Below are 18,623 nucleotides of genomic sequence, written 5' to 3'. Positions count from 1 at the left end.
GCTTGAACTGCTTCTGCTGCCTCCGTGGCTTCTGCTGCCTCCGTGGCCTCTGCTGCTTCCGTGGCTTCAACTGCTTCAGTGGCTGAGGACCTTCGACAGGAATTCACGGGCCCGTTCGGTGCGGGGCGCGTCGAAGAATTCGTCAGGGGTGGCGATCTCGTGGACGCGGCCCTCGTCGAGGAAGACGATCCGGTCGGCGACCCGTCGCGCGAACCCCATCTCGTGAGTGACGACGAGCATGGTCATCCCGTCGGCCGCCAGTGCGGCCATGACGTCGAGCACCTCGCCGACCGTTTCCGGGTCCAGTGCCGAGGTGGGTTCGTCGAAGAGGAGTACCTGCGGATCCATCGCCAACGCCCGTGCGATGGCGACCCGTTGCTGCTGCCCGCCGGACAACTGCGCGGGCCGGGCGTCCGCCTTGTCGGCGAGTCCGACCCGGTCGAGGAGTTGCCGGGCGCGCTCGACGGCCTCCTGACGGGACAGCCCGCGCACGCGGACCGGGGCGAGGGTGATGTTGTCGAGCACGCTGAGATGCCCGAAGAGGTTGAACGACTGGAAGACCATCCCCACCCGGGCCCGCAGCCGCGCGAGTTCGCCTCCCTCGTCGGGCAGGGGAACGCCCGCCAGGCTGATCAGTCCGGAGTCGACGGTCTCCAGCCGGTTGACGCACCGGCACAGCGTCGACTTCCCGGAACCGGACGCGCCGAGCAGGACGACGACCTCGCCGGTGTGGATATCGAGGTCGATGTCGCGCAGCACATGGTTTTCCCCGAAGTGCTTGTTCACTTTTTCGATACGTACGAGAACTTCCGGCACGCGATCAGCATCGTCGGCACCGCTCGCGGGCGTCCAATTCGAATGTCACCCAGAATTCATAAAGGCTCTTTATGCTTGCCCGATGTACGACCCCCGACAGTTGCAGGTCCTGGCCGAGGTCGCCCGCACCGGCACCTACACGGCCGCGGCCGACGCCCTCGGCTACACGCAGCCCGCGATCAGCTATCAGATGCGGATGCTGGAGCGGTCGGTCGGCGCCCCCTTGGTCACCCGTCGCGGGCGGGGCGTTCAACTCACCCCGGAGGGCAGGGCGTTGGCCCGCCACGCGGGCACGGTGCTGGCAGCGCTGCGCACCGCCGAGGACGAACTGGCCGCGCTCACCGCCCCCGAGGCCGGCCGGATCCGCCTGTCCGCGATGCAGAGCAGCTGCGTCAGCCTGGTCCCCCGCGCCCTCGGCACGCTCCGCCGGACGCGTCCGGAACTGGAGGTCACGGTCACTCAGGCCGAGTGCCGCGTCTCGCACGGGCTGTTGCTGGAGGGTGCGGTCGAGCTCGCGGTGATGTGCGACCTGGACTTCAACGACACGGATCCGTCCGGGAGTTCGGGCGGCACACGTGACGGCACCAGCGCACGTGACAGCACCGGCTCACGTGACAGCGCCGGCACCCCCGACAGCACGGGTGACCCGTCCGTCGCCGTGGACCCCCGCCTGCGCCGCGTCCCCCTGCTGACCGACCGCCGCTGCGTCCTGCTCCCGGCCGACCATCCGGCCGCCGCGTCACCCACGGTGTCGTTGGCCGACCTCGCGGGCGAACGCTGGGTGCTGGAGAGCGGCCGTACCCGCTTCCTGGCCGCGTGCCGCGACGCCGGTTTCACACCCAGTATCGCCGCCACCGCCGACGACCAACTGACCCTGCACAGCCTGGTCGCCAACCGCATCGGCCTCGCGGTCATGAACGAACTCGGCGTGACGGCCCACTTCGACCCCCGGGTCGTCGCCCGCCCCCTCACCGACTGGCCGGTCCGCCGCGTCTTCGCCCTGCTCTGGCCGGACACCCTGCGCATCCCCGCGGCCGCCGCCCTCCTCCACGCACTGCGCGACACGGCCCGGCCGCCGGACGACACACCCCTGCCGTCGTGACCGGGAGTCGCCCAACAGCCGTGATGGCAATGGCCGTTGCCGGGCAGTACCGCAGGCGCCGACAGGCCGGCTGACACCAGGAGCCGGCCGTCACTCCGGCCGACGCGGAGCCGTGGTCGACTCGCGGACCACCAGCCGGGAGCCGACGCGGATGAGCCGGCCGACGCCCTCCTCGCCGGGGTCGCCGTTGTCGGGGCGGCTGTCGATGCGCCGCAGCAGTTGCTCCGCCGCGAGTTCGCCGAGGTCGCGGGCTCCGTTGTCGACGACGGTGATCGGCGGGTGCCAGTAGGGAAACCAAGGGGCTTCCTCGTGGCACACGAGCGAGAGCTGCTCCGGCACCCGGACCCCGAGCTGCACCAGGGCTCCGAGCACCCCGAACGTCGCCTCGTGGTTGGCGCTGTACAGCGCGGTGGGCCGGTTGTCCGCGGCCATCAGCCGCATGGCCGCCTCCGCGCCGAACGGCACGGTGAAGGGACCCCGCGCGCACAGGGCGGGATCGGGTTCGAGTCCTGCGGTGGCCAGGGCCGCGGCGAATCCCGCGTACCGGTCACGCCCGGAGTCGACGTGGGGCGGGCCGCCGATGAAGGCGATGTTCCGGTGCCCGAGGTCGAGCAGATGGCGGACGGCCAGTTCGGCGCCGTCCCGGTCGCTGGCCATCACCGAATCGCCGGGGGCGCTGTCGGGGGTGCGCATCAGGTTGACAACGGGGATGCCGGCCGCGCTCACCTCCCGGACCGTCGAGGTGTTGTCACCCGTGCCCACGATGATCAGGCCGTCGACGCGATGGTCCAACAGCATGTCCAGGTAACGGCGTTCGCGCGCCGGGTCCGAGTCGGTGACGCACAGCAGCACTTGGTAGCCGCGTTCGTCCAGCCGTTGCTGGAGCACCTCGGTGATGCGGTGGAACGACGCGTTCACCAGGTTCGTTATCACCAGCCCGACGAGGTTGCTGCGCCGGGTGCGCAGCCCGCTGGCGATCCGGTTGGGGCGGTAACCGAGGCGTTCCGCCGCGGACTGCACCGCGCGCTTCGTCTGCGCGCTGACCCGACTGGAACCGCTGAGCACCCGCGAGGCCGTGCTCTTGGAGACCCCTGCCGCCTCGGCCACCTGGTCCAAGGTGACGGCCACCGGCCCACCCCCGATCATGAAATCGATCCCATACGACTCTTCTCGTGCGCCGAGCCGTGATCGCCATCATGTCAGACGGGGTCGAGTCAGTGGCGTAAACAATGCGTTTCGCCAGCAGTTTCCGGCCAGAACGAGGTTGACCGGCGCCTCTGGCCGGTGTCACGGTGCTGTGCAATCGATCCCACAGAGTGGTCCCACAAGGCGAAGTCCCGACGGGACGTCCTGACGGGACGGACACTCGATCGGAGCACACACGATGAACACTTCCGGCGCCGCTCCCTGGCGCGGCTACTGGCCGGCCGCACCCACCCCCTTCGCCGCCGACGGCTCCCTCGACGAGGACGCCTGGCGCGCACTGCTCGGGCTGTACGCGGAGCACGGCGTGCACGGAGTCCTGGTGAACGGCACGACCGGCGAGTGGTTCTCCCAGACCCCCGAGGAGCGCCGCCGGGTCGCCGAGATCGCGGTCGCCGAACTCTCCGGACAGATACCGGTGGTGATCGGCTGCGGCGCGTACACCGCGGCCGAGTCCGCCCGCTACGGCGAACACGCCCGCTCGATCGGCGCGGACGGCATCCTCACCACCCCGCCGCCGTACGTCCACCCGAGCCAGGACGAGATCCACGCCTTCTACGCCACTCTCGCCGGGGCGGTCGACCTGCCGCTCATGGTCTACAACTGGCCGCGCGGCACCGCCGTCGACATCAGCGTCAACACCCTCGTCAAACTCGCCGAGTTGGACACCGTGGTGGCCGTCAAGGACAGCTCCGGCGACGAGTTGAAGGTCGCCGACACCTGCGCCGCCCTGGCCGGGAAGGTCCAGGTCTTCGGCCGTTTCATCCACCGCCGGGGCATGGCCGTCATGGCCGAGTTCGGCGGCGCCGGGAACATCGACGGCGGCGCCCTCGGCGCCCCCTTCGCCGTCCCCTTCTACGAGGCCTACTGGGCAGGCGACTTGGCCCTCGCCCGGGAATGGTCCGCACGCTACGAACGTCTTGTGAACCTGCTCGTCAACGACGACTACAGCTCACGGTTCGCCTCACCCACCTCGCAGCTCAAAGCCGCCATGCGGCTGCTCGGGCAGCCCGGAGGGCATGTACGCCCCCCGCTGCTCCCCCTGGAGGACCCGTCCGCGCTGCTCGGCCTGTCCGAGGCGCTCGACGAGGCCGGGCTGCACCCCTGTTCCACCAGCACCGGAAAAAGGTGAACCGACCGTGCGCAGACTTCTCATCGCGGCCTCCTCAGCCGCCGCCCTCCTTCTGACCGTGACGGCCTGCGGCAGCGAGGACTCGTCCTCGTCGTCGGCCGCCGCGGCCCCGACCGGCTGCACGCCCAAGGTGGTCAAGGCCGACCTGGTCAAGGCGGGCACGCTGACGATCTCGACCAACGCGACCCTGCCGCCCATGCAGTACCTGGACGCCTCCAACAAGATCGTCGGCATGCGGGTGGACCTCGGCGACGAGATAGCCAAACTCCTGTGTCTCACGCCGAAGTTCGTCAACATCCCCTTCGACGCGCAGATCCCCGGCGTGCAGTCCGGACGCTGGGACATGATCGACACCGGCATGTTCTACACACCGGAGCGCGCCAAGACCGTCAAGCTCGTCCCGTACGAGGTCCAGGGCGTCTCGATCTCCGTCGCCAAGGGCAACCCGAAGAAGATCACCTCCGAGGACGACCTCTCCGGCAAGACCATCGCCGTAGAGGCGCCCGGCTACGAGTTCGACACCCTCACCGCGCTCAACAAGGAACTGAAGGCGGCCGGCAAGAAGCAGGTCACCGTCCGCACCTTCACCACCACCGCCGACGCCTACCAGGCACTGTCCGCGGGCCAGGTCGAGGGCGTGGCCATCGTCGAGGCGGTCACCAGCTACTACCAGAAGGACGGCCGCTTCGAGACTGCGGTCAAGGGCATGAACCCGGCCCCGCTCGCGCTCGGTTTCGGCAAGCAGAAGCCCGCCGACGCGGTCGCTGACGCGCTCAACACCCTTCGCAGCAACGGGTACTTGGCCACCTTGTACAAGAAGTACGGCGTCACGGCCTACACCGGTGACCTCAAGGTGACCACCGGCGCGATCAGCGCCAAGTAACCCGATCAGCGCCACGTAACCAGCGAAGGGCGAGAGCCATGTGGTCCTGGGATGCCTTCTTCGACTTCCTCACCAACCCCCAGCTCATCCAGGGAGCCTGGACGACGATCTGGCTGACCGCGGTCAGCATGGCGCTCGCCCTTCCGCTCGCCGTACTCGTGGCGCTCGGCCGGGCGTCGCGTATCGCACCGGTCCGCGCGGTCACGGGCTTCTACGTGTGGCTGATGCGGGGCACCCCCCTTCTGGTCCAACTGGTCATCATCTACACGGGGTTGCCCCAGCTGGGCCTGCGCCTCGGCGTGATCAGCGCGGCCCTGACCGGCCTGGTCCTCAACGAGGCGGCGTACCTCTCGGAGATCGTCCGCGCCGGGGTGATGTCGGTCCCGCGCGGCCAGTCCGAGGCCGCCCGCGCGCTGGGCATGCCGCCATGGAAGGTGTTCCGGGTGGTGGTCATGCCGCAGGCGCTGCGGGTGATGGTCCCGCCGCTCGGCAACAGCTTCAACGGGCTGCTCAAGACGACCACGCTCGTCTCGGTGATCTCCGTCGAAGAGCTGCTGCGCCGCACGCAGTTCGCCGTCCAGACCAACTTCCGTGTCCTGGAAGGACTTACGGCAGCCGCCCTGTACTACCTGGCGATGACCACCCTGTGGGGACTGGTCCAGCGGTGGCTGGAGATCCGGGTCGGCCGCGGTCACGAAACCAGGCCGAGCAGTAGCCGCCGCATGAAGAGCGCGGTCCTCGAATTGGAGACCCGATGAACACCGAGACGGTCGTCGAAGCGCGCCAAGTACGCAAGTCATACGGCGGAGTTGAAGTCCTCAAAGGCATCGACCTGACCGTCCGGCGAGGCGAAGTCGTCCTCGTCCTGGGCCCTTCGGGCGGCGGCAAGAGCACGTTCCTGCGCACCCTCAACCACCTGGAGACCCCCGACTCGGGCACCGTCACCATCTGCGGCGAACGGATCGGCTACGGCGAGAAGGGCGCCCTGCGGGAGAGTCGCATCGCCGTCCAGCGGCGCCGCACCGGCATGGTGTTCCAGCAGTTCAACCTGTTCCCGAACATGACCGCGCTGGACAACGTGGCGTCCGGTCCGGTGCACGTGAACGGTGTCTCCAAGTCCGAAGCACGCCTCGCGGCGGGCGAGTTGCTGGCCATGGTGGGCCTCGCCGACAAGACCGGCTCCTACCCCGCCCAGCTCTCCGGCGGCCAGCAGCAGCGGGTGGCCATCGCCCGCGCCCTGGCGATGCGCCCGGAGCTGCTGCTCTTCGACGAACCCACCTCCGCGCTCGACCCGGAGATGGTCGGCGAGGTCCTCGACGTCATGGTCCGGCTCCGTGAGGAGGGCATGACCATGATCGTCGTCAGCCATGAGATGGGTTTCGCCCGGGCGGCGGCCGACCGGGTGGCGTTCATCGCCGACGGCCTGGTGGTGGAGGACAAGTCCCCGGACCTCTTCTTCTCCGCGCCGGAACACGAACGCACCCGCCAGTTCCTGGACCGCGTCCTGTGAAGCCCCCACCCCTCTTGACCTCTGTGAGCACAGCCATGAGCACCAACTCCCCACCGAAGACAGTCACCTTGACCATCGACGGCACCCCCGGCCAGGCCTGGGCGGGCCAGTCCGTGACCGCCGCTCTCGTCGCGGCCGGCATCTGGCCACTGCGCCGCAACCCGGTCAACGGCCAGCTGCGCGGCCCCTTCTGCGGAATGGGCGTCTGCCTGGAGTGCGAGGTGACCATCAACGGCCGCCCCGGCACGCGGAGTTGCACCGCGCACGTCACCGACGGCATGGACATCCGCACCCACACCGAGCCCCTGCCGACGGCCGCGCATGGCTGACGTCATGACGGAGTCGGAAGCGGACGTCGCGGTCATCGGGGGCGGACCGGCGGGACTGCACGCGGCGCTGGTCCTGGCCCGCGGCGGCCTGAACGTCGTCCTGCTCGACGAGTCCGACACCCTCGGCGGCCAGTACTACAAGCGCCGGGCCGAGCAACTCACCGCCACCTTCGGCGACTTCCGCCCGCGCGGCACCGAACTGATCGACCAGGTACGGAACTCCGGGGTCGACATCCGCACCGGCACCCTGGTCTGGGGCGCCGAGGACGCGGGCCGCACACTCTTCACCTCCGACGTCCGCACGGGCGCCCTCGGCCGCATCAGCACCCGGGCCACACTCGCCGCCACCGGCGCCTACGAACGCACCCTCCCCTTCCCGGGCTGGACGCTGCCGGGTGTGGTCACCCCCGGGTTCGCCCTGCACCTGGCCACCATGGACCGGGTTCCCGTGGGCCAACGGGTCGTGCTGGCCGGGACTGGCCCGTTCCTGCTGCCGGTCGCGTGCGCGCTGCTGGAGGTGGGCGCCCGGATCGAGGCACTGGTCGAGCTCAACCACCCGTACCGGCCCGGGGTTTCCTCGATCGGCGGGGCGCTGCGACAGCCCGCCCGGCTCGCGGAGGCGGCCCGCTATCTGCTCACCCTGGCCCGGCACGGCGTCCGCGTCGAACAGGGCGCCCGCGTGCTGGCCGCACACGGCGACACTCAGGTCACCGCCGTGGACATCGGCCAAGAGGACGGCAGCGTACGGCAGTTGGAGACCGACGCGCTGTGCGTGGGCTTCGGCTTCCGCCCCAGCACCGAACTACCCCGATTGCTGGGCTGCCTTACGGAGCCGGACCCGACCGGTACGGAACAGCTCCCGGTCGTGGACGCGGACGGCGCGACCTCGGTCGACGGCTTGTATGTAGCCGGGGACTGCGCCGGTATCGCGGGGGTGCACGCGGCGGGCGTGCGAGGGCAGTTGGCCGCCCACGCGATCCTCCGGCGCCTCGCACCCGAACGCGCGCCGGTGCGGGTGGCCGGGCTGCGTCGCCGGGCCCGCGCCCTGGACCGTTTCGCCGAACTGGCCGACCGCCTCTACCCGTTGCCGAACACGGCCGACATCCCCGACGCCACCCAGGTCTGCCGCTGCGAGGGCGTCAGCGCGGGCGAGATACGGCAGGCCGCCGCGACCGGCTGGAACGACCTGCACGGCACCAAGGCCGCCACCCGCGCCGGCATGGGCCCCTGCCAGGGCCGCGAATGCGGCCACATCGTCGCGGCGTTGACCGGACGGAGCGAGGGCGGACCGGAGTGCTTCGCGGCCCGGATGCCGATACGGCCGCTGCCCATGGCCGCGACGGTCGAAGGGCAGGAGGTCCCGTGACCCGGCCCGACGTCATCGTCATCGGCGCGGGCATCCTCGGCGCCAGTGCCGCCTTCCATCTCGCCGAACGCGGTTATCGCGTCGTGGTGTTGGAGCGCGGCGCACCCAACCGCGAGGGCTCCGGCACCACTGCGGGCAACCTCCACATCCAGGCGATCCACACCCGGCGCCCGGGCCAGGAGGTCCCGGTCGACAGCGCCCGTCTGCTGCCCCTGCAGCGCCGGGCGTCGGACCACTGGGCGCAGATCGAGGAACGGCTCGGCGCGGACGTGGAGTTGCGGCGCGGCGGCGGCTTCATGGTCGCCGAAACCGCCGTACAGGAAGAGGAGCTGAGGGAGAAGCACGAGTGGGAGCGGCGGGCGGGCATCCCCACCGAGGTGCTCACCGGTGACGAGGCCCGCAAGGAACTGCCGTTGCTCTCCGACCGGGTACGCGCAGCCAGTTGGTGCCCGCTCGACGGATACGCCAACCCACTCCTGATCACCCCCGCCTATCTGGCGGCGGCCCGCCGCCTCGGCGCCGAACTGCACGCCTTCACCCCGGTGACCGGCATCCAGCGAGTCGGCGACGACTACAAGGTGCTTTCGGGCGACCGGAGTTGGACCGCACCCGTGGTCGTCAACGTGGCCGGGCCGTGGATCACCGGGATCTCCGCACTGGCCGGGGTGGGGATCCGGATGTCCCCGGTCGCGATCCAGATGCATGTGACCGTGCGGGTCCCGCCGGTCATGCACCACCTGGTCCAGCACATCGGCGAGGGCATGTCGGTCAAGCAGGTCAGCGCGGGCAACCTGCTGATCGGCGGCGGCTGGCCTGCGGCGCGGCTCGACATGGAGGGCCGCAGCACCGTCAGCGTGCCCAGCATGGCCGGCAATCTCGCCCAGGCCGGGCGCGTCCTGCCGTTCCTCGGCGACCTGCGGCTGCTGCGCATGTGGGCCGGACCGCTCGCCGCGACCCCGGACGAGATGCCGGTGATCGGCGAAGTCCCGGGCCACCCCGGCTTCTTCGTCGCGGGCGGCACCTACGCCTTCACCCTCGCCCCGGTGTGGGGCGACACGCTGGCCCGCCAGATCGCCGGCGAGCCCCCGGCCGACCCGGTGGACGACCTCGGCCCCGGCCGCCTGTTGCACGACGACGCCACCACTCCCGTATCACCCTGAAAGGCACTCCCCCATGACCCTGAGAATGTTCGTCAACGGCCAGGCCATGTCCGGAGGCACCCTCAACCACGCGCTCAGCGAGGCCCGCCTCCTCGGCCCCGCCCGCACGGCACCCACGTACCAATTCTTCTCCGTGCGCGACGAGTTCCCCGGCCTGCACCCCGTCACCGAGGGCGGCGCCTCGATCAACGGCGAGGTGTACGAGGTCAGTTACGAGGTGCTGCGCGAGCGACTGCTGCCCGAGGAGCCCGAGGAACTCGAACTCGGTGTGATCGCGCTGGCGGACGGCTCGGGTTCCTTCTCGATGCGTATGCGCGCCTCCGCGCTGACGGCCCCCGGAGTCGTCGACATCACCGCCCACGGCGGCTGGCACGCCTACCTCGCCTCTCTCTGACACCTACTCGCTCACTCGCTGGAGGTCTGTTGTGTCCCACCCCTCATCGATCCAACCCGTCGACCTCGTCGTCCGGGGCGGCACCGTGGTCAACGCCGACTGGCAGGGAGCCGCGGACGTCCTGGTGGGCGGCGGCAAGGTGCTCGGGGTGGTGGAGCCGGGCGCTTACCGCGCCCAACAGGCCCCCGGCACCGCCGAGTTGGACGCCACCGGACGCCTCGTGCTGCCCGGCGGCGTGGACCCGCACTGCCATGTCGGCTTCACCTCGGGGGACTTCACCTCCCTCGACGACTACCGTCAGGCCACCACGGCGGCCGTCTTCGGCGGTACGACCACGATCGTGGACTTCGCCATCCCGCGCCCCGGCGAGAACCCGGCCGACGTCGCCGCCGCCCAACGCGCCAAGGCGGCACAGGGGTTGTGCGACAGCGCGCTGCACGGGTGTGTGGTCGAGTGGGACGACACCGTGCCGGAGCAGCTGCGGTCGATGGCCTCCGACGGCATCGTCACGGTGAAGATGTTCACCACCTACCGCGGCGAGACCATGGCCGACGAGAAGACCATCCTCAACGTGATGACCACGCTGCGGGACCTCGGCGGCATGGTGGTCATCCACTGCGAGGCCGACCACATCATCGCCGACACACAGGAGCGCGGAGAGGCGGCCGGGTCGATCAGCGCGTCCCATCACGCAGGTACACGGCCGGAGTTGGCCGAGAACGCGTCGGTCGCCGAGATCCTCGCCATCGCGGAGTCGGTGTCGGCCCCGGTGTACTTCGTCCACCAGTCGACACCTGAGGCGGTCGACCTGGTGGCCCGTGCCCGCGGCCGGGGAGTGAGGGCGTTCACGGAGACGGTCGCCCACCACCTGGTCCTGGACGACACCGCGTACGCGGGCCCGCACCCCGAACGCTTCGTGTGCTGCCCGCCGTTGCGGGACGCCGGTACGGTCGCCGGGCTGCGCTCACGACTCCTCATGGGCCAGGTGGCGACGATCGGCAGCGACCACTGCTGCTACGACACGGCACAGAAGGAGTCGGTGAGCCACGACGTACGGTCAATGCCCAACGGTCTGCCGGGAGTTGAGACGCGCATGCCCGTGATCTTCAGCGAACTGGTGGTCAAGGGCGGTCTGCCGGTGGGCCGGTTCGTCGAGTTGATGTGCGCCAACCCGGCCCGGCTCAACGGCCTCTACCCCCGCAAGGGAGTCATCGCACCCGGCTCGGACGCGGACCTGGCGATCTGGAATCCGACGGCCACCCGCACCGTCCGCAGCACCGGCCTGCACATGGCCACGGACTACACGCCATACGAGGGCATGTCCGTCACCGGCTGGCCGGAGACCGTCATAGTGGGCGGCCGTCCGATCGTCACGGACGGACGGCTGACGGACCCCGAACCCCGGGGCCGCCACCTGCGCTCGGGCCCACTGAGCCGGTCCCTGGTCTGCTGACGCCGCGATCCCGCCGATGCGGCAAGCAACACTTCAGTCGGCGGGGGCGGGAGCCTTACGGGCTGACGGTCTGCCACGCTCGACAGCGGCCGTCCGCGTGCCCGGACGCGTCGTCGGCGTCGTTGTGCCAGTTGCCGGAGGGATCACAGTGCCAGTCGTTGCCGGACGGGTCGCTGGGATCGGTACTGCCGGGGTGGCTGTACCCGTACCACGCGGATCCGGTCGACGCCGAAGGTGCCGGCGGATCCGACGGAGTGAGTACCTGGGCGTCCGCCGCCCCTGCGAGCGAGGCCGTCATCAATGCGCCCATGACCGCCGCGGCCCACCAGCCGCCGATCGTCCTGCTGTTCATCATGGTTCCTTCCGGTCGTCCGAGGTGCAACCCGCAATATACGGACAAAACCGGAGATCCTCCTCACCCCGTCTGTCTCGACATGCTCCACTCTTCGTCGATGACGGCGGTGGCGCGATCCGCGAGGTCGTACCGGGTCCAGCCCGGGTCGCCGTCCCGTATGAAGGCGGTCCAGGCCGCATGCGTGCGGTCCGCCAGGTCGGCCGGTGGGTGGTGGGGGCCGAGCAGGGCGGTCTCGCCGTAGAGAGCGGGCAGGTCGGTGCGGTGGAAGACGAACGGGAGTTCCACGCAGTGGCAGGCGCCGAGGGTGCCGCCGAAGGCGGGTGAGCGCCAGGCGAACTCGTAGGCGAAGGTGGGGGCGCGCCGGTGGCGGGCGTGGGCGTCGGCGAGGAGTCGGCTGCCCTGGGTGAAGGTGTCCGTGATGAGTCGGCTCGCCAACTCGGTGGGCTGGGCGGCCGGTTCACGGGAACGGTACGCGGTGAGCCGTTCCCGGGGGTTGGTCAGGCGCCGTTCGGCGAGGGCGAGGAGCTGGGTGTCCGTCATGGGGGTGCCCGAGGGCACGGTGTAGAGGTTGGCCTCCTCTCGGTTGGTGCCGATGAGCAGGTCCACGTCCGCGCCGTGGCCGTCGTGCACCGCGTCGGCGGGCTGTCTGTCCAGGGTCCGGCCGTCGATGACGCATTTCACCGGGCTCTCGCCGAGTGAGGTGTCGAGTGGACCGTCCGGGATGACGACGACCGGGCCGATCGTGCCGAGTGCCTCCGTCAGCCGCCGGTCGTCAACGGCGCCCAGGTCGGCGGGAGTTGCCCGCACGTTCAGCGCCTCGGCCACCGCCCGGGTGGTCAGGGCGGCCTGTTCCGCGCTGATCGCCGCCGTTCCGCTGCCGCTCTGGCTGATCGCCCGGCTGAAGAGCCGTTCGCGCCGCGCCTGGGGGTTGGCGAGCAGTGCGGCGACGATCATCGCCCCGGCGGACTGCCCCGCGACGGTCACCTTGCCCGGGTCGCCGCCGAAGGCCGCCGCGTTCTCGGCCACCCAGCGGAGCGCGGCGACGACGTCGAGCAGTCCGCGGTTGGCCGGTGCGCCGGGAACGTCGAGCCAACCGGCGATCCCCAGGCGGTAGTTGAGGGTGACGGTGACGATGCCGTCGCGGGCGAAGGACGAACCGTCGTAGAGCGGCGCCTGTCCCGTGCCCGAGATGAGGCCTCCGCCGTGCACGAAGACCAGCACCGGCAGGCCGCCGGAAGAGTCGGCGGGGGTGGTGACCGTCACGGTGAGGTAGCCGGGGTCCGGGATCCAGCCGGGGCCGAGGACCGGGGACAGGTCCAGGCCGCCGAAGCCGGAACGGGCCCGGGCGGGCGCTGTTCCGCCGGGTACGGTCGCGTCCCGTACTCCGTCCCACCGTGCAGCCGGGGCAGGCGCGGCGAACCGGGCGGGACCGGTCACCGGGGCGGCGTAGGGGATCGACGCGAAGGTCCGTACGCCGGAGTGGAGGGTGCCGCGGACCGGTCCGCACGTCGTCCGGACGACCGGCGCGCCGCTCACACGCGTTCCCCGAACGGGGCCCATGACTGGACGGTGTACGACGTGCCGGTCCGCCGCAACCGGGCGCCGGAGCCGCCCCGCAGATGCGCCGGGAAGACCAACGCGCCCTGGTCGGCGGCCCGTTCCAGCATGCGCCGCCGGGTCGCGCGCGCCGCGACCGGGTCCTCGCAGAAGCAGCTGTTGGCGTCCGGCTCGATGAACTGCACCGGGTTGTGCAGCACATCACCGACGAACACGGCCAGTTCGCCACCCGACCGCAGGGTGAGCACCCAGGAGCCCGGGGTGTGTCCCGGCGCGTACTCCAGACGCAGGGCTCCGTCGATGTCGTAGGCGTCCTCCCAGAGCACGGCCTGGCCGGACTCCACGACCGGTGCGACGCTGTCGTCGAAGACGTTCGCGTTGGCCACGGCCGTCCGAGCGACTCGGGTGCTGTCCGGGTGCCAGAAGTCATGGTCGGCGCGCGGGAGCAGGTAGCGGGCGTTGGGGAACGTCGGGACCCAATTCCCTTCCACCAGGCGGGTGTTCCAGCCGACGTGGTCGGCGTGCAGATGGGTGTTCACCACCAGGTCGACGTCCTCCGGCAGGACGTCGGCGGCGGCCAGCCGGGCCAGGAAGTCGGTGCCGCGATGGTCGAACGCCGGTGTGGCCGGGCGGGACTTGTCGTTGCCGACGCCGGTGTCCACGAGGATCGTCGCGCCCCCGCTGCGCAGGACGAACGTCTGCATCCGGGTCATCAGGAGCCCCGCGTCCGGGTCCCAGTGGTCGGGGGCGAGCCAGGAGCGGTTGTCGTCCCACACGTGGGGGCCGATGTTCCCGAACATGGCCGCCGGCGGGCGGGTGGGGGTCTCGAACTCCACCACGCGCGTCACCTCGACGTCACCGAGGCTGAAGGAATCCACACGCTGTCCTTTCCCGGGAGTGTTCAGCGGAGGTCGCGCAGACCGGCGACCAGGACATTGGGGTCCTCGGCCGTGACGTAGGCGGCGTTCAGCACGTAGACGGTGGTGCCGCGTACTTCGATCGCCGTGGGGTTCTGCAGACCGTCCGCCGCGGTCAGGACGGTGGTCCGGTGCCCGTCGGGGCGGATACGGACGACGGTGTTGGTGTGGTTGAGGGCGGCGAGTATCTCGTCCCCGGCGCCGGTGAACGTGAAGTCGTCGACGGTGGTCAAACCGGTTGCCCTGACCTGGAGTTGCCCCGGGCGGCCGCCCGGCAGGAGGGGAACGCGCAGGATGGTGCCGTCGTCCGTGTCGGACACCCACAGAGCGCCGTTGTGGACCTTCACGCCGTTGGCACCCGCGATGGCGGAGTAGGCGAGTTCGGGGGCACTGAGCCAGGCGGTCGGGGTTCCGCCGGTGACGGGGACGGTCCAGATGGTGCCCCGTACGGAGTCGGCGATGTAGAGCCTGCCGGTGCGCCGGTCGAGGGCCATGCCGTTGGGCAGGCCGTCGGCGGGCAGGGCGGCGATGCGTTCCGGGGTCCCGTGCGGCCGCAGCCGCCACACTCCGGTCAGGTCCGAAGTGCCGGTCGCGTAAAGGAAGTAGAGGGTTCCGTCGTCGGCCCGGACGATGCCCATCGTGGGCGCGAAGTGCAGGACGGGCGTGTTGACCCCGCCGTCGGCGGGCAGCGGCATGGTGGCCAGGATGTGCGTCCTGCCGTCGGTACCGACCCGGGCGACCTGCCGGGCCACCGAGAAGGTCACGTCGAGACTGCCATCGGGTTCCAGCACGCCGTTCTCCGGTGTCTGTCCCTTGGCCAGGTCGAAGTGCGCGGCGACATGGGCGACTTGGGCCGCCGCCCCGCCGGATGGGGTCGCTGCGGCCGGTACCGAGGCGAACCCGAAGGTTCCGATCACGACGGCCGTGACCGTCAGGGCTGCTCCTGAAAACTTCTTGCTCATGGGGTTTCTCGTCCGTTCCGGCGCGCGCGGACATGGCGCGGCCTAGGGGTAGGTGCGGTGAGGTCAGCAACGGGGAGATATGCGGCGGGAGTTGGGGCGCCTACCAGAGGCCCGGTCGCCGGTCAGGATGCTCTCGAAGTCGGTTTCAGCGAGGGCTGTTGGTGGCCGTGGGCCCGCGCTCCGCGGTTTCGGTGACTTCGGCGGGGTCGGTGCTCGGCACGGTCGGGGTGTCGAGCCGGGCGAGGAGGGAGAGCGCCGCGGCGGAGGCGGTGTCGGCGCCCGCCGTGGCCACGACGATGCGCTGCCCCTCTTCCTGGGGGACGTTCAGGGACTGCAGGTTGAGTTCCATGCGGCCGACGACCGGGTGGTGCATGCGGTACTCCGCGAGGGCCCACTTCCTCACCCCGTGCTCGGCCCACATCGTGGCGAACTCCGGGCTCTTCATGGTCAGTTCACCGATGAGCGAGGCCAGCCGGGGATCGTCGGGGTGCCTACCGGCGGCGAGCCGGAGCTTGCCGACGACGTTCCTGGCCTTCTTCGGCCAGTCCACGAACAGGTCCCGGGTGTGCGCGTCCAGAAAGACCAGCCGTGCCATGTTCGGGCGCAGATCGGGCTGTTCGGAGATCCGCGGGTCCAAGTGCCCGGCGAACAGGGCGTGTCCGGTGCGGTTCCAGGCCAGTACGTCGCTACGGCGGCCGAGCACGAGCGCGGGCGTGTCGCCGAGCGCGTCGACCAACTGCCGTGTCGCGTCGCCGATCCGCTCCGGCGCGGGCCTGCGCCGGGTGGTCGTACGGCGTGGCGCGCTGGCCAGATCGTGCAGATGGGCGCGCTCCACCTCGTCGAGGCCGAGGGCACGGGCCAGCGCCTCCAGTACCTCGGGGGACGCGTTGAGCGAACTGCCCTGTTCCAGCCGCGTGTAGTAGGAGAGGCCAACCCCGGCGAGCTGGGCCAGTTCGTCGCGGCGCAGACCGGGCACCCGACGGCGCTCCCCGAAATCCGGGAGCCCCACATCCGCCGGCTGCAACTGGGCTCGGCGGGTCCTGAGGAACTCCCCCAACCGCGGCTTCTTGTTCATGCCCCGAGTATCCGGCACCGGGACGCGGGACAGCCTGCCCCTGACAAGGGCAGGCTACGAACGGCGCCGGGACAGATGGGAAAGCGTGCGCCGGGGGCGAGTCACCCTGCCGCAGGCAGCAACGCGCGTTCGTCCAGCAGCCCCTCGCCCCGCAGATCGGTCCAGAGCTCCGGTGGGACGGGTGCGGCGAACGCGGCGATGTCGCGCCGTACCTCCTGCTCGGTGCGCATGCCCACCGCGATGCAGGCGACGGCAGGGTGCAGCAGCGGAAAGGCCATCGCGGCCTGCGGGACCGTCACGCCGTGCGCCTCGCAGACGTCGGCGATCCGGTGGACCCGCGCCAGCAGTTCGGGACCGGCTTCGCCGTAGTCGTACCGCGCCCCCGCGGTCGGCCGATCGGTGGCCAGGAGGCCGGAGTTGAAGACGGAGGCGGCGACCACCGACACCCCGTGCTCGGTGCAGGCCGGCAGCAACTCGTCCAGGGCACTGTGGTCCAGCAGGGTGTGGCGACCCGAGAGCATCACCACGTCGGGGTCGGCCTCCCGTACCAGGCGGGTGAGTTGGCCGGGGTGGTACATGCCCGCGCCGATCGCCCCGACCACGCCCTCGGCGCGGAGTTCGGCTAGCGCGGGGTAGCCGTGCCGCAACGCCTCCTCGAAGTGCCGCTCGGCGTCGTGCAGATAGAGGACGTCGATCCGGTCGAGGCCGAGTCGGACGAGGGAGTCCTCGACGCTGCGCCGGATGCCGTCGCGGGTGAAGTCCCATACCCGGCGGTGGGTGGCCGGGACGGCGAAGGACTCGTCCATCCGCCCCTGCGGGTCCTGCGGTACGAGCAGCCGCCCGACCTTGGTGGACAGGGTGAACTCGGCCCGGGGCTTGCCGCGCAGCAGCTCTCCGATACGGCGTTCGGAGTGGCCGATGCCGTAGTGCGGCGAGGTGTCGTAGTAGCGGATGCCCGACTCCCAGGCGGCGTCGAGGGCCTGGGCGGCGGTGGCGTCGTCCAGTGGTTCGAACAGGCCGCCCAACGGGCCGCCTCCGAAGCCCAGTTGAGTGACCTCGAAGTCGGTGCGGCCGAGCCGGTGGGTGTCCATGTGGTTCTCCTTCGTGTGCGGGCTACGTGGCGTGGTGACCTCGACCGGACAGCGTTCAAAAGGCGGGGAAGGCCCAGCCCGAGGGGTGGAACGGTGCGCGCTCGCCGCGGAAGGCGAGCGAGGCGGCGGTGACCGCGCCCGGCCGCAGTTCCTCGACGCGGCCCGCCGCCGCCAGCGACGACAGGGTGGTGCCGCCCAGGTAGGCCGCGCCCAGTTCGGTGGTGGTCACTCTCAAGTCGGCCCGGGCGCGCGTGAGTTCACAGGTCACGGAGTCGCCGTCGGCCGACAGGCGGTGGCGTCCGGCGTTCCAGGGGCAGAACGTGTCCTGGACCTCCAGGACCAGATCCAGCGGGGTCGCGTACCGGCGTGCTGTCAGCGCCCGGTCGACGTCCACCAGGCGGACCCAGAGGTTGTCGGTCACGGTGGCGCGGGCCGCGCGCGGGTCGGTCAGCAGATGCTTCAGCGGTTCGTCCACGGCACCGTCGTAGACGAGGCCGTCGTGCGCGTCGAGGTCGATGAGGAAGCGCCACAGGGCGGCGTAGGACGGCCGGGTGGTGGCCGCGACCTCAATGACCCGCACCGTCCCCGGCCTGGAGCGGTAGACGGTGTAGCCGGTGGCCGCGCCGCCGGGCTCCAGATGGACGGCGAAGCGCAGTGCCGTGCCTCCGTCGCGTGCGCGTTCGGCGTCGGCGAGCCGGGCCTCCCAGAACTTCTCCGTGCGGTCGACCCATCCGACGGCGGTGCCGCGCACGGATTCGTAGACCTTCTCAAGGAGTGGCCGGGCCTCCTCGCGGCCGAGCAGGCGGATCGTCCCGTCGCCGAGGTCCGTGCCGGGGCGCAGGGCCATGGACCTCTTGTCGCCGCGGATCTCGGCGACGTGGCTGGCGATGCCGTAGCCGAAGCGGCCGTAGATCGTGGCTTCGGCGGCGTTGAGCGCGGCGACCGGTTCGCCGCCCGTGTCGTGCAGGCCGGTGAGCTGCTCGCGCATCATCGCGGTGAGGATGCCGCGCCGGCGGTGGGTGGGCAGGACCGCGACCAGCGTGATGCCGGCGACGGGCGCGGTCCCGCCGGGGACCGTCATGACGCGGCCGTAGATCGACGCCCCACCGACGATCTCGTGGCCGTCGTGGGCGGCGATCGTGCGGTCGGGTTCGAGTGAGGCGGCGGCGTTCCGCAGGCCGCCCTCCTGCCAGTCCTGGCCGTAGGTCGTGGTGACCATGCGGGCCCACGCGTCGAGTTCGTGGGCGGCGATGGTCCGCAACGGGTAGGTCGTCGTCATGCGTCGAGCGTGGCCGGATAAACAGCTGCGGCACATCGA

At 70.9% G+C, this 18,623-nt stretch carries 19 protein-coding genes; 10 read left to right on the top strand and 9 right to left on the bottom strand.

What is annotated here, in order from left to right:
• Positions 1 to 75 precede the first annotated feature (75 nt).
• Positions 76 to 816 (bottom strand): amino acid ABC transporter ATP-binding protein, encoded by a 741-nt coding sequence (locus OO69_RS03005; protein ID WP_033278717.1) that lies wholly within the window; start codon positions 814 to 816, stop codon positions 76 to 78.
• An 82-nt stretch (positions 817 to 898) separates the two neighbouring features.
• Between OO69_RS03005 and OO69_RS51855 the strand changes: the two genes are divergently transcribed.
• Positions 899 to 1,918, top strand: a complete 1,020-nt coding sequence (locus OO69_RS51855) for a LysR family transcriptional regulator (protein WP_051800733.1) — start codon at positions 899 to 901, stop codon at positions 1,916 to 1,918.
• Positions 1,919 to 2,008: 90 nt separating this feature from the next.
• Here the strand turns inward: OO69_RS51855 and OO69_RS02995 are convergent, their stop codons facing one another.
• On the bottom strand, positions 2,009 to 3,046 hold the full coding sequence (locus tag OO69_RS02995; protein WP_033278716.1) for a LacI family DNA-binding transcriptional regulator: 1,038 nt from the start codon (positions 3,044 to 3,046) through the stop codon (positions 2,009 to 2,011).
• 256 nt (positions 3,047 to 3,302) lie between these two features.
• Between OO69_RS02995 and OO69_RS02990 the strand changes: the two genes are divergently transcribed.
• From OO69_RS02990 to hydA, 9 genes are read left to right on the top strand one after another with little or no spacing between them, the layout of a single operon-like run.
• Positions 3,303 to 4,253 (top strand): dihydrodipicolinate synthase family protein, encoded by a 951-nt coding sequence (locus OO69_RS02990; RefSeq protein ID WP_033278715.1) that lies wholly within the window; start codon positions 3,303 to 3,305, stop codon positions 4,251 to 4,253.
• Between the two features lie 7 nt (positions 4,254 to 4,260).
• Positions 4,261 to 5,136, top strand: coding sequence for an ABC transporter substrate-binding protein (locus OO69_RS02985; RefSeq protein ID WP_033278714.1), 876 nt, complete (start codon positions 4,261 to 4,263; stop codon positions 5,134 to 5,136).
• A gap of 38 nt (positions 5,137 to 5,174) precedes the next feature.
• Positions 5,175 to 5,894: an amino acid ABC transporter permease gene (locus OO69_RS02980; RefSeq protein WP_033278713.1), complete on the top strand. Its 720-nt coding sequence runs from the start codon at positions 5,175 to 5,177 to the stop codon at positions 5,892 to 5,894.
• Positions 5,891 to 6,646 carry an amino acid ABC transporter ATP-binding protein gene (locus OO69_RS02975; protein WP_033278712.1) on the top strand — a complete coding sequence of 252 codons (756 nt, stop codon included), beginning with the start codon at positions 5,891 to 5,893 and terminating at the stop codon, positions 6,644 to 6,646. Before OO69_RS02980 ends, OO69_RS02975 begins: the two co-directional genes overlap by 4 nt.
• Before the next feature lie 35 nt (positions 6,647 to 6,681).
• Positions 6,682 to 6,975 carry a (2Fe-2S)-binding protein gene (locus tag OO69_RS02970; protein ID WP_033278711.1) on the top strand — a complete coding sequence of 98 codons (294 nt, stop codon included), beginning with the start codon at positions 6,682 to 6,684 and terminating at the stop codon, positions 6,973 to 6,975.
• A gap of 4 nt (positions 6,976 to 6,979) precedes the next feature.
• Positions 6,980 to 8,341, top strand: coding sequence for an FAD-dependent oxidoreductase (locus OO69_RS02965; protein WP_158713346.1), 1,362 nt, complete (start codon positions 6,980 to 6,982; stop codon positions 8,339 to 8,341).
• Positions 8,338 to 9,501, top strand: coding sequence for an NAD(P)/FAD-dependent oxidoreductase (locus tag OO69_RS02960; RefSeq protein ID WP_033278710.1), 1,164 nt, complete (start codon positions 8,338 to 8,340; stop codon positions 9,499 to 9,501). The genes OO69_RS02965 and OO69_RS02960 overlap by 4 nt, the downstream gene beginning before the upstream one ends.
• A gap of 13 nt (positions 9,502 to 9,514) precedes the next feature.
• A complete protein-coding gene (locus OO69_RS02955) occupies positions 9,515 to 9,895 on the top strand; it encodes a gamma-glutamylcyclotransferase (protein WP_033278709.1) in 381 nt (126 codons plus the stop codon).
• 31 nt (positions 9,896 to 9,926) lie between these two features.
• A complete protein-coding gene (gene hydA, locus OO69_RS02950; RefSeq protein WP_063744403.1) occupies positions 9,927 to 11,348 on the top strand; it encodes a dihydropyrimidinase in 1,422 nt (473 codons plus the stop codon).
• Between the two features lie 55 nt (positions 11,349 to 11,403).
• Here hydA and OO69_RS02945 read toward each other — a convergent pair whose 3' ends face one another.
• The 7 genes from OO69_RS02945 to OO69_RS02915 all read right to left on the bottom strand — a co-directional run bounded on the left by OO69_RS02945 (position 11,404) and on the right by OO69_RS02915 (position 18,584).
• Positions 11,404 to 11,700 carry a hypothetical protein gene (locus OO69_RS02945; protein ID WP_033278708.1) on the bottom strand — a complete coding sequence of 99 codons (297 nt, stop codon included), beginning with the start codon at positions 11,698 to 11,700 and terminating at the stop codon, positions 11,404 to 11,406.
• A 63-nt stretch (positions 11,701 to 11,763) separates the two neighbouring features.
• Positions 11,764 to 13,239, bottom strand: coding sequence for a carboxylesterase/lipase family protein (locus tag OO69_RS02940; RefSeq protein WP_033278707.1), 1,476 nt, complete (start codon positions 13,237 to 13,239; stop codon positions 11,764 to 11,766).
• Positions 13,236 to 14,138: an MBL fold metallo-hydrolase gene (locus tag OO69_RS02935; RefSeq protein ID WP_033278706.1), complete on the bottom strand. Its 903-nt coding sequence runs from the start codon at positions 14,136 to 14,138 to the stop codon at positions 13,236 to 13,238. The genes OO69_RS02940 and OO69_RS02935 overlap by 4 nt, the downstream gene beginning before the upstream one ends.
• A 23-nt stretch (positions 14,139 to 14,161) precedes the next feature.
• Entirely contained in the window at positions 14,162 to 15,139 is a 978-nt protein-coding gene (locus OO69_RS02930) for a hypothetical protein (protein ID WP_033278705.1), read from the bottom strand.
• Positions 15,140 to 15,284: 145 nt separating this feature from the next.
• Positions 15,285 to 16,214, bottom strand: coding sequence for a helix-turn-helix transcriptional regulator (locus OO69_RS02925; RefSeq protein WP_078652266.1), 930 nt, complete (start codon positions 16,212 to 16,214; stop codon positions 15,285 to 15,287).
• Between the two features lie 101 nt (positions 16,215 to 16,315).
• The gene (locus OO69_RS02920) at positions 16,316 to 17,305 is read right to left on the bottom strand and encodes an aldo/keto reductase (protein WP_033278704.1); all 990 of its coding nucleotides are present in this window, start codon (positions 17,303 to 17,305) and stop codon (positions 16,316 to 16,318) included.
• 55 nt (positions 17,306 to 17,360) lie between these two features.
• On the bottom strand, positions 17,361 to 18,584 hold the full coding sequence (locus tag OO69_RS02915; protein ID WP_033278703.1) for a GNAT family N-acetyltransferase: 1,224 nt from the start codon (positions 18,582 to 18,584) through the stop codon (positions 17,361 to 17,363).
• Positions 18,585 to 18,623 lie beyond the last annotated feature (39 nt).

The organism is Streptomyces sp. NRRL F-525 (assembly GCF_000716605.1).
In the GTDB taxonomy this organism is placed as follows: domain Bacteria; phylum Actinomycetota; class Actinomycetes; order Streptomycetales; family Streptomycetaceae; genus Streptomyces.
The sequence above is the reverse complement of the archived record's forward strand: the minus strand, read 5'-3'. Positions and strand labels throughout refer to the sequence as shown.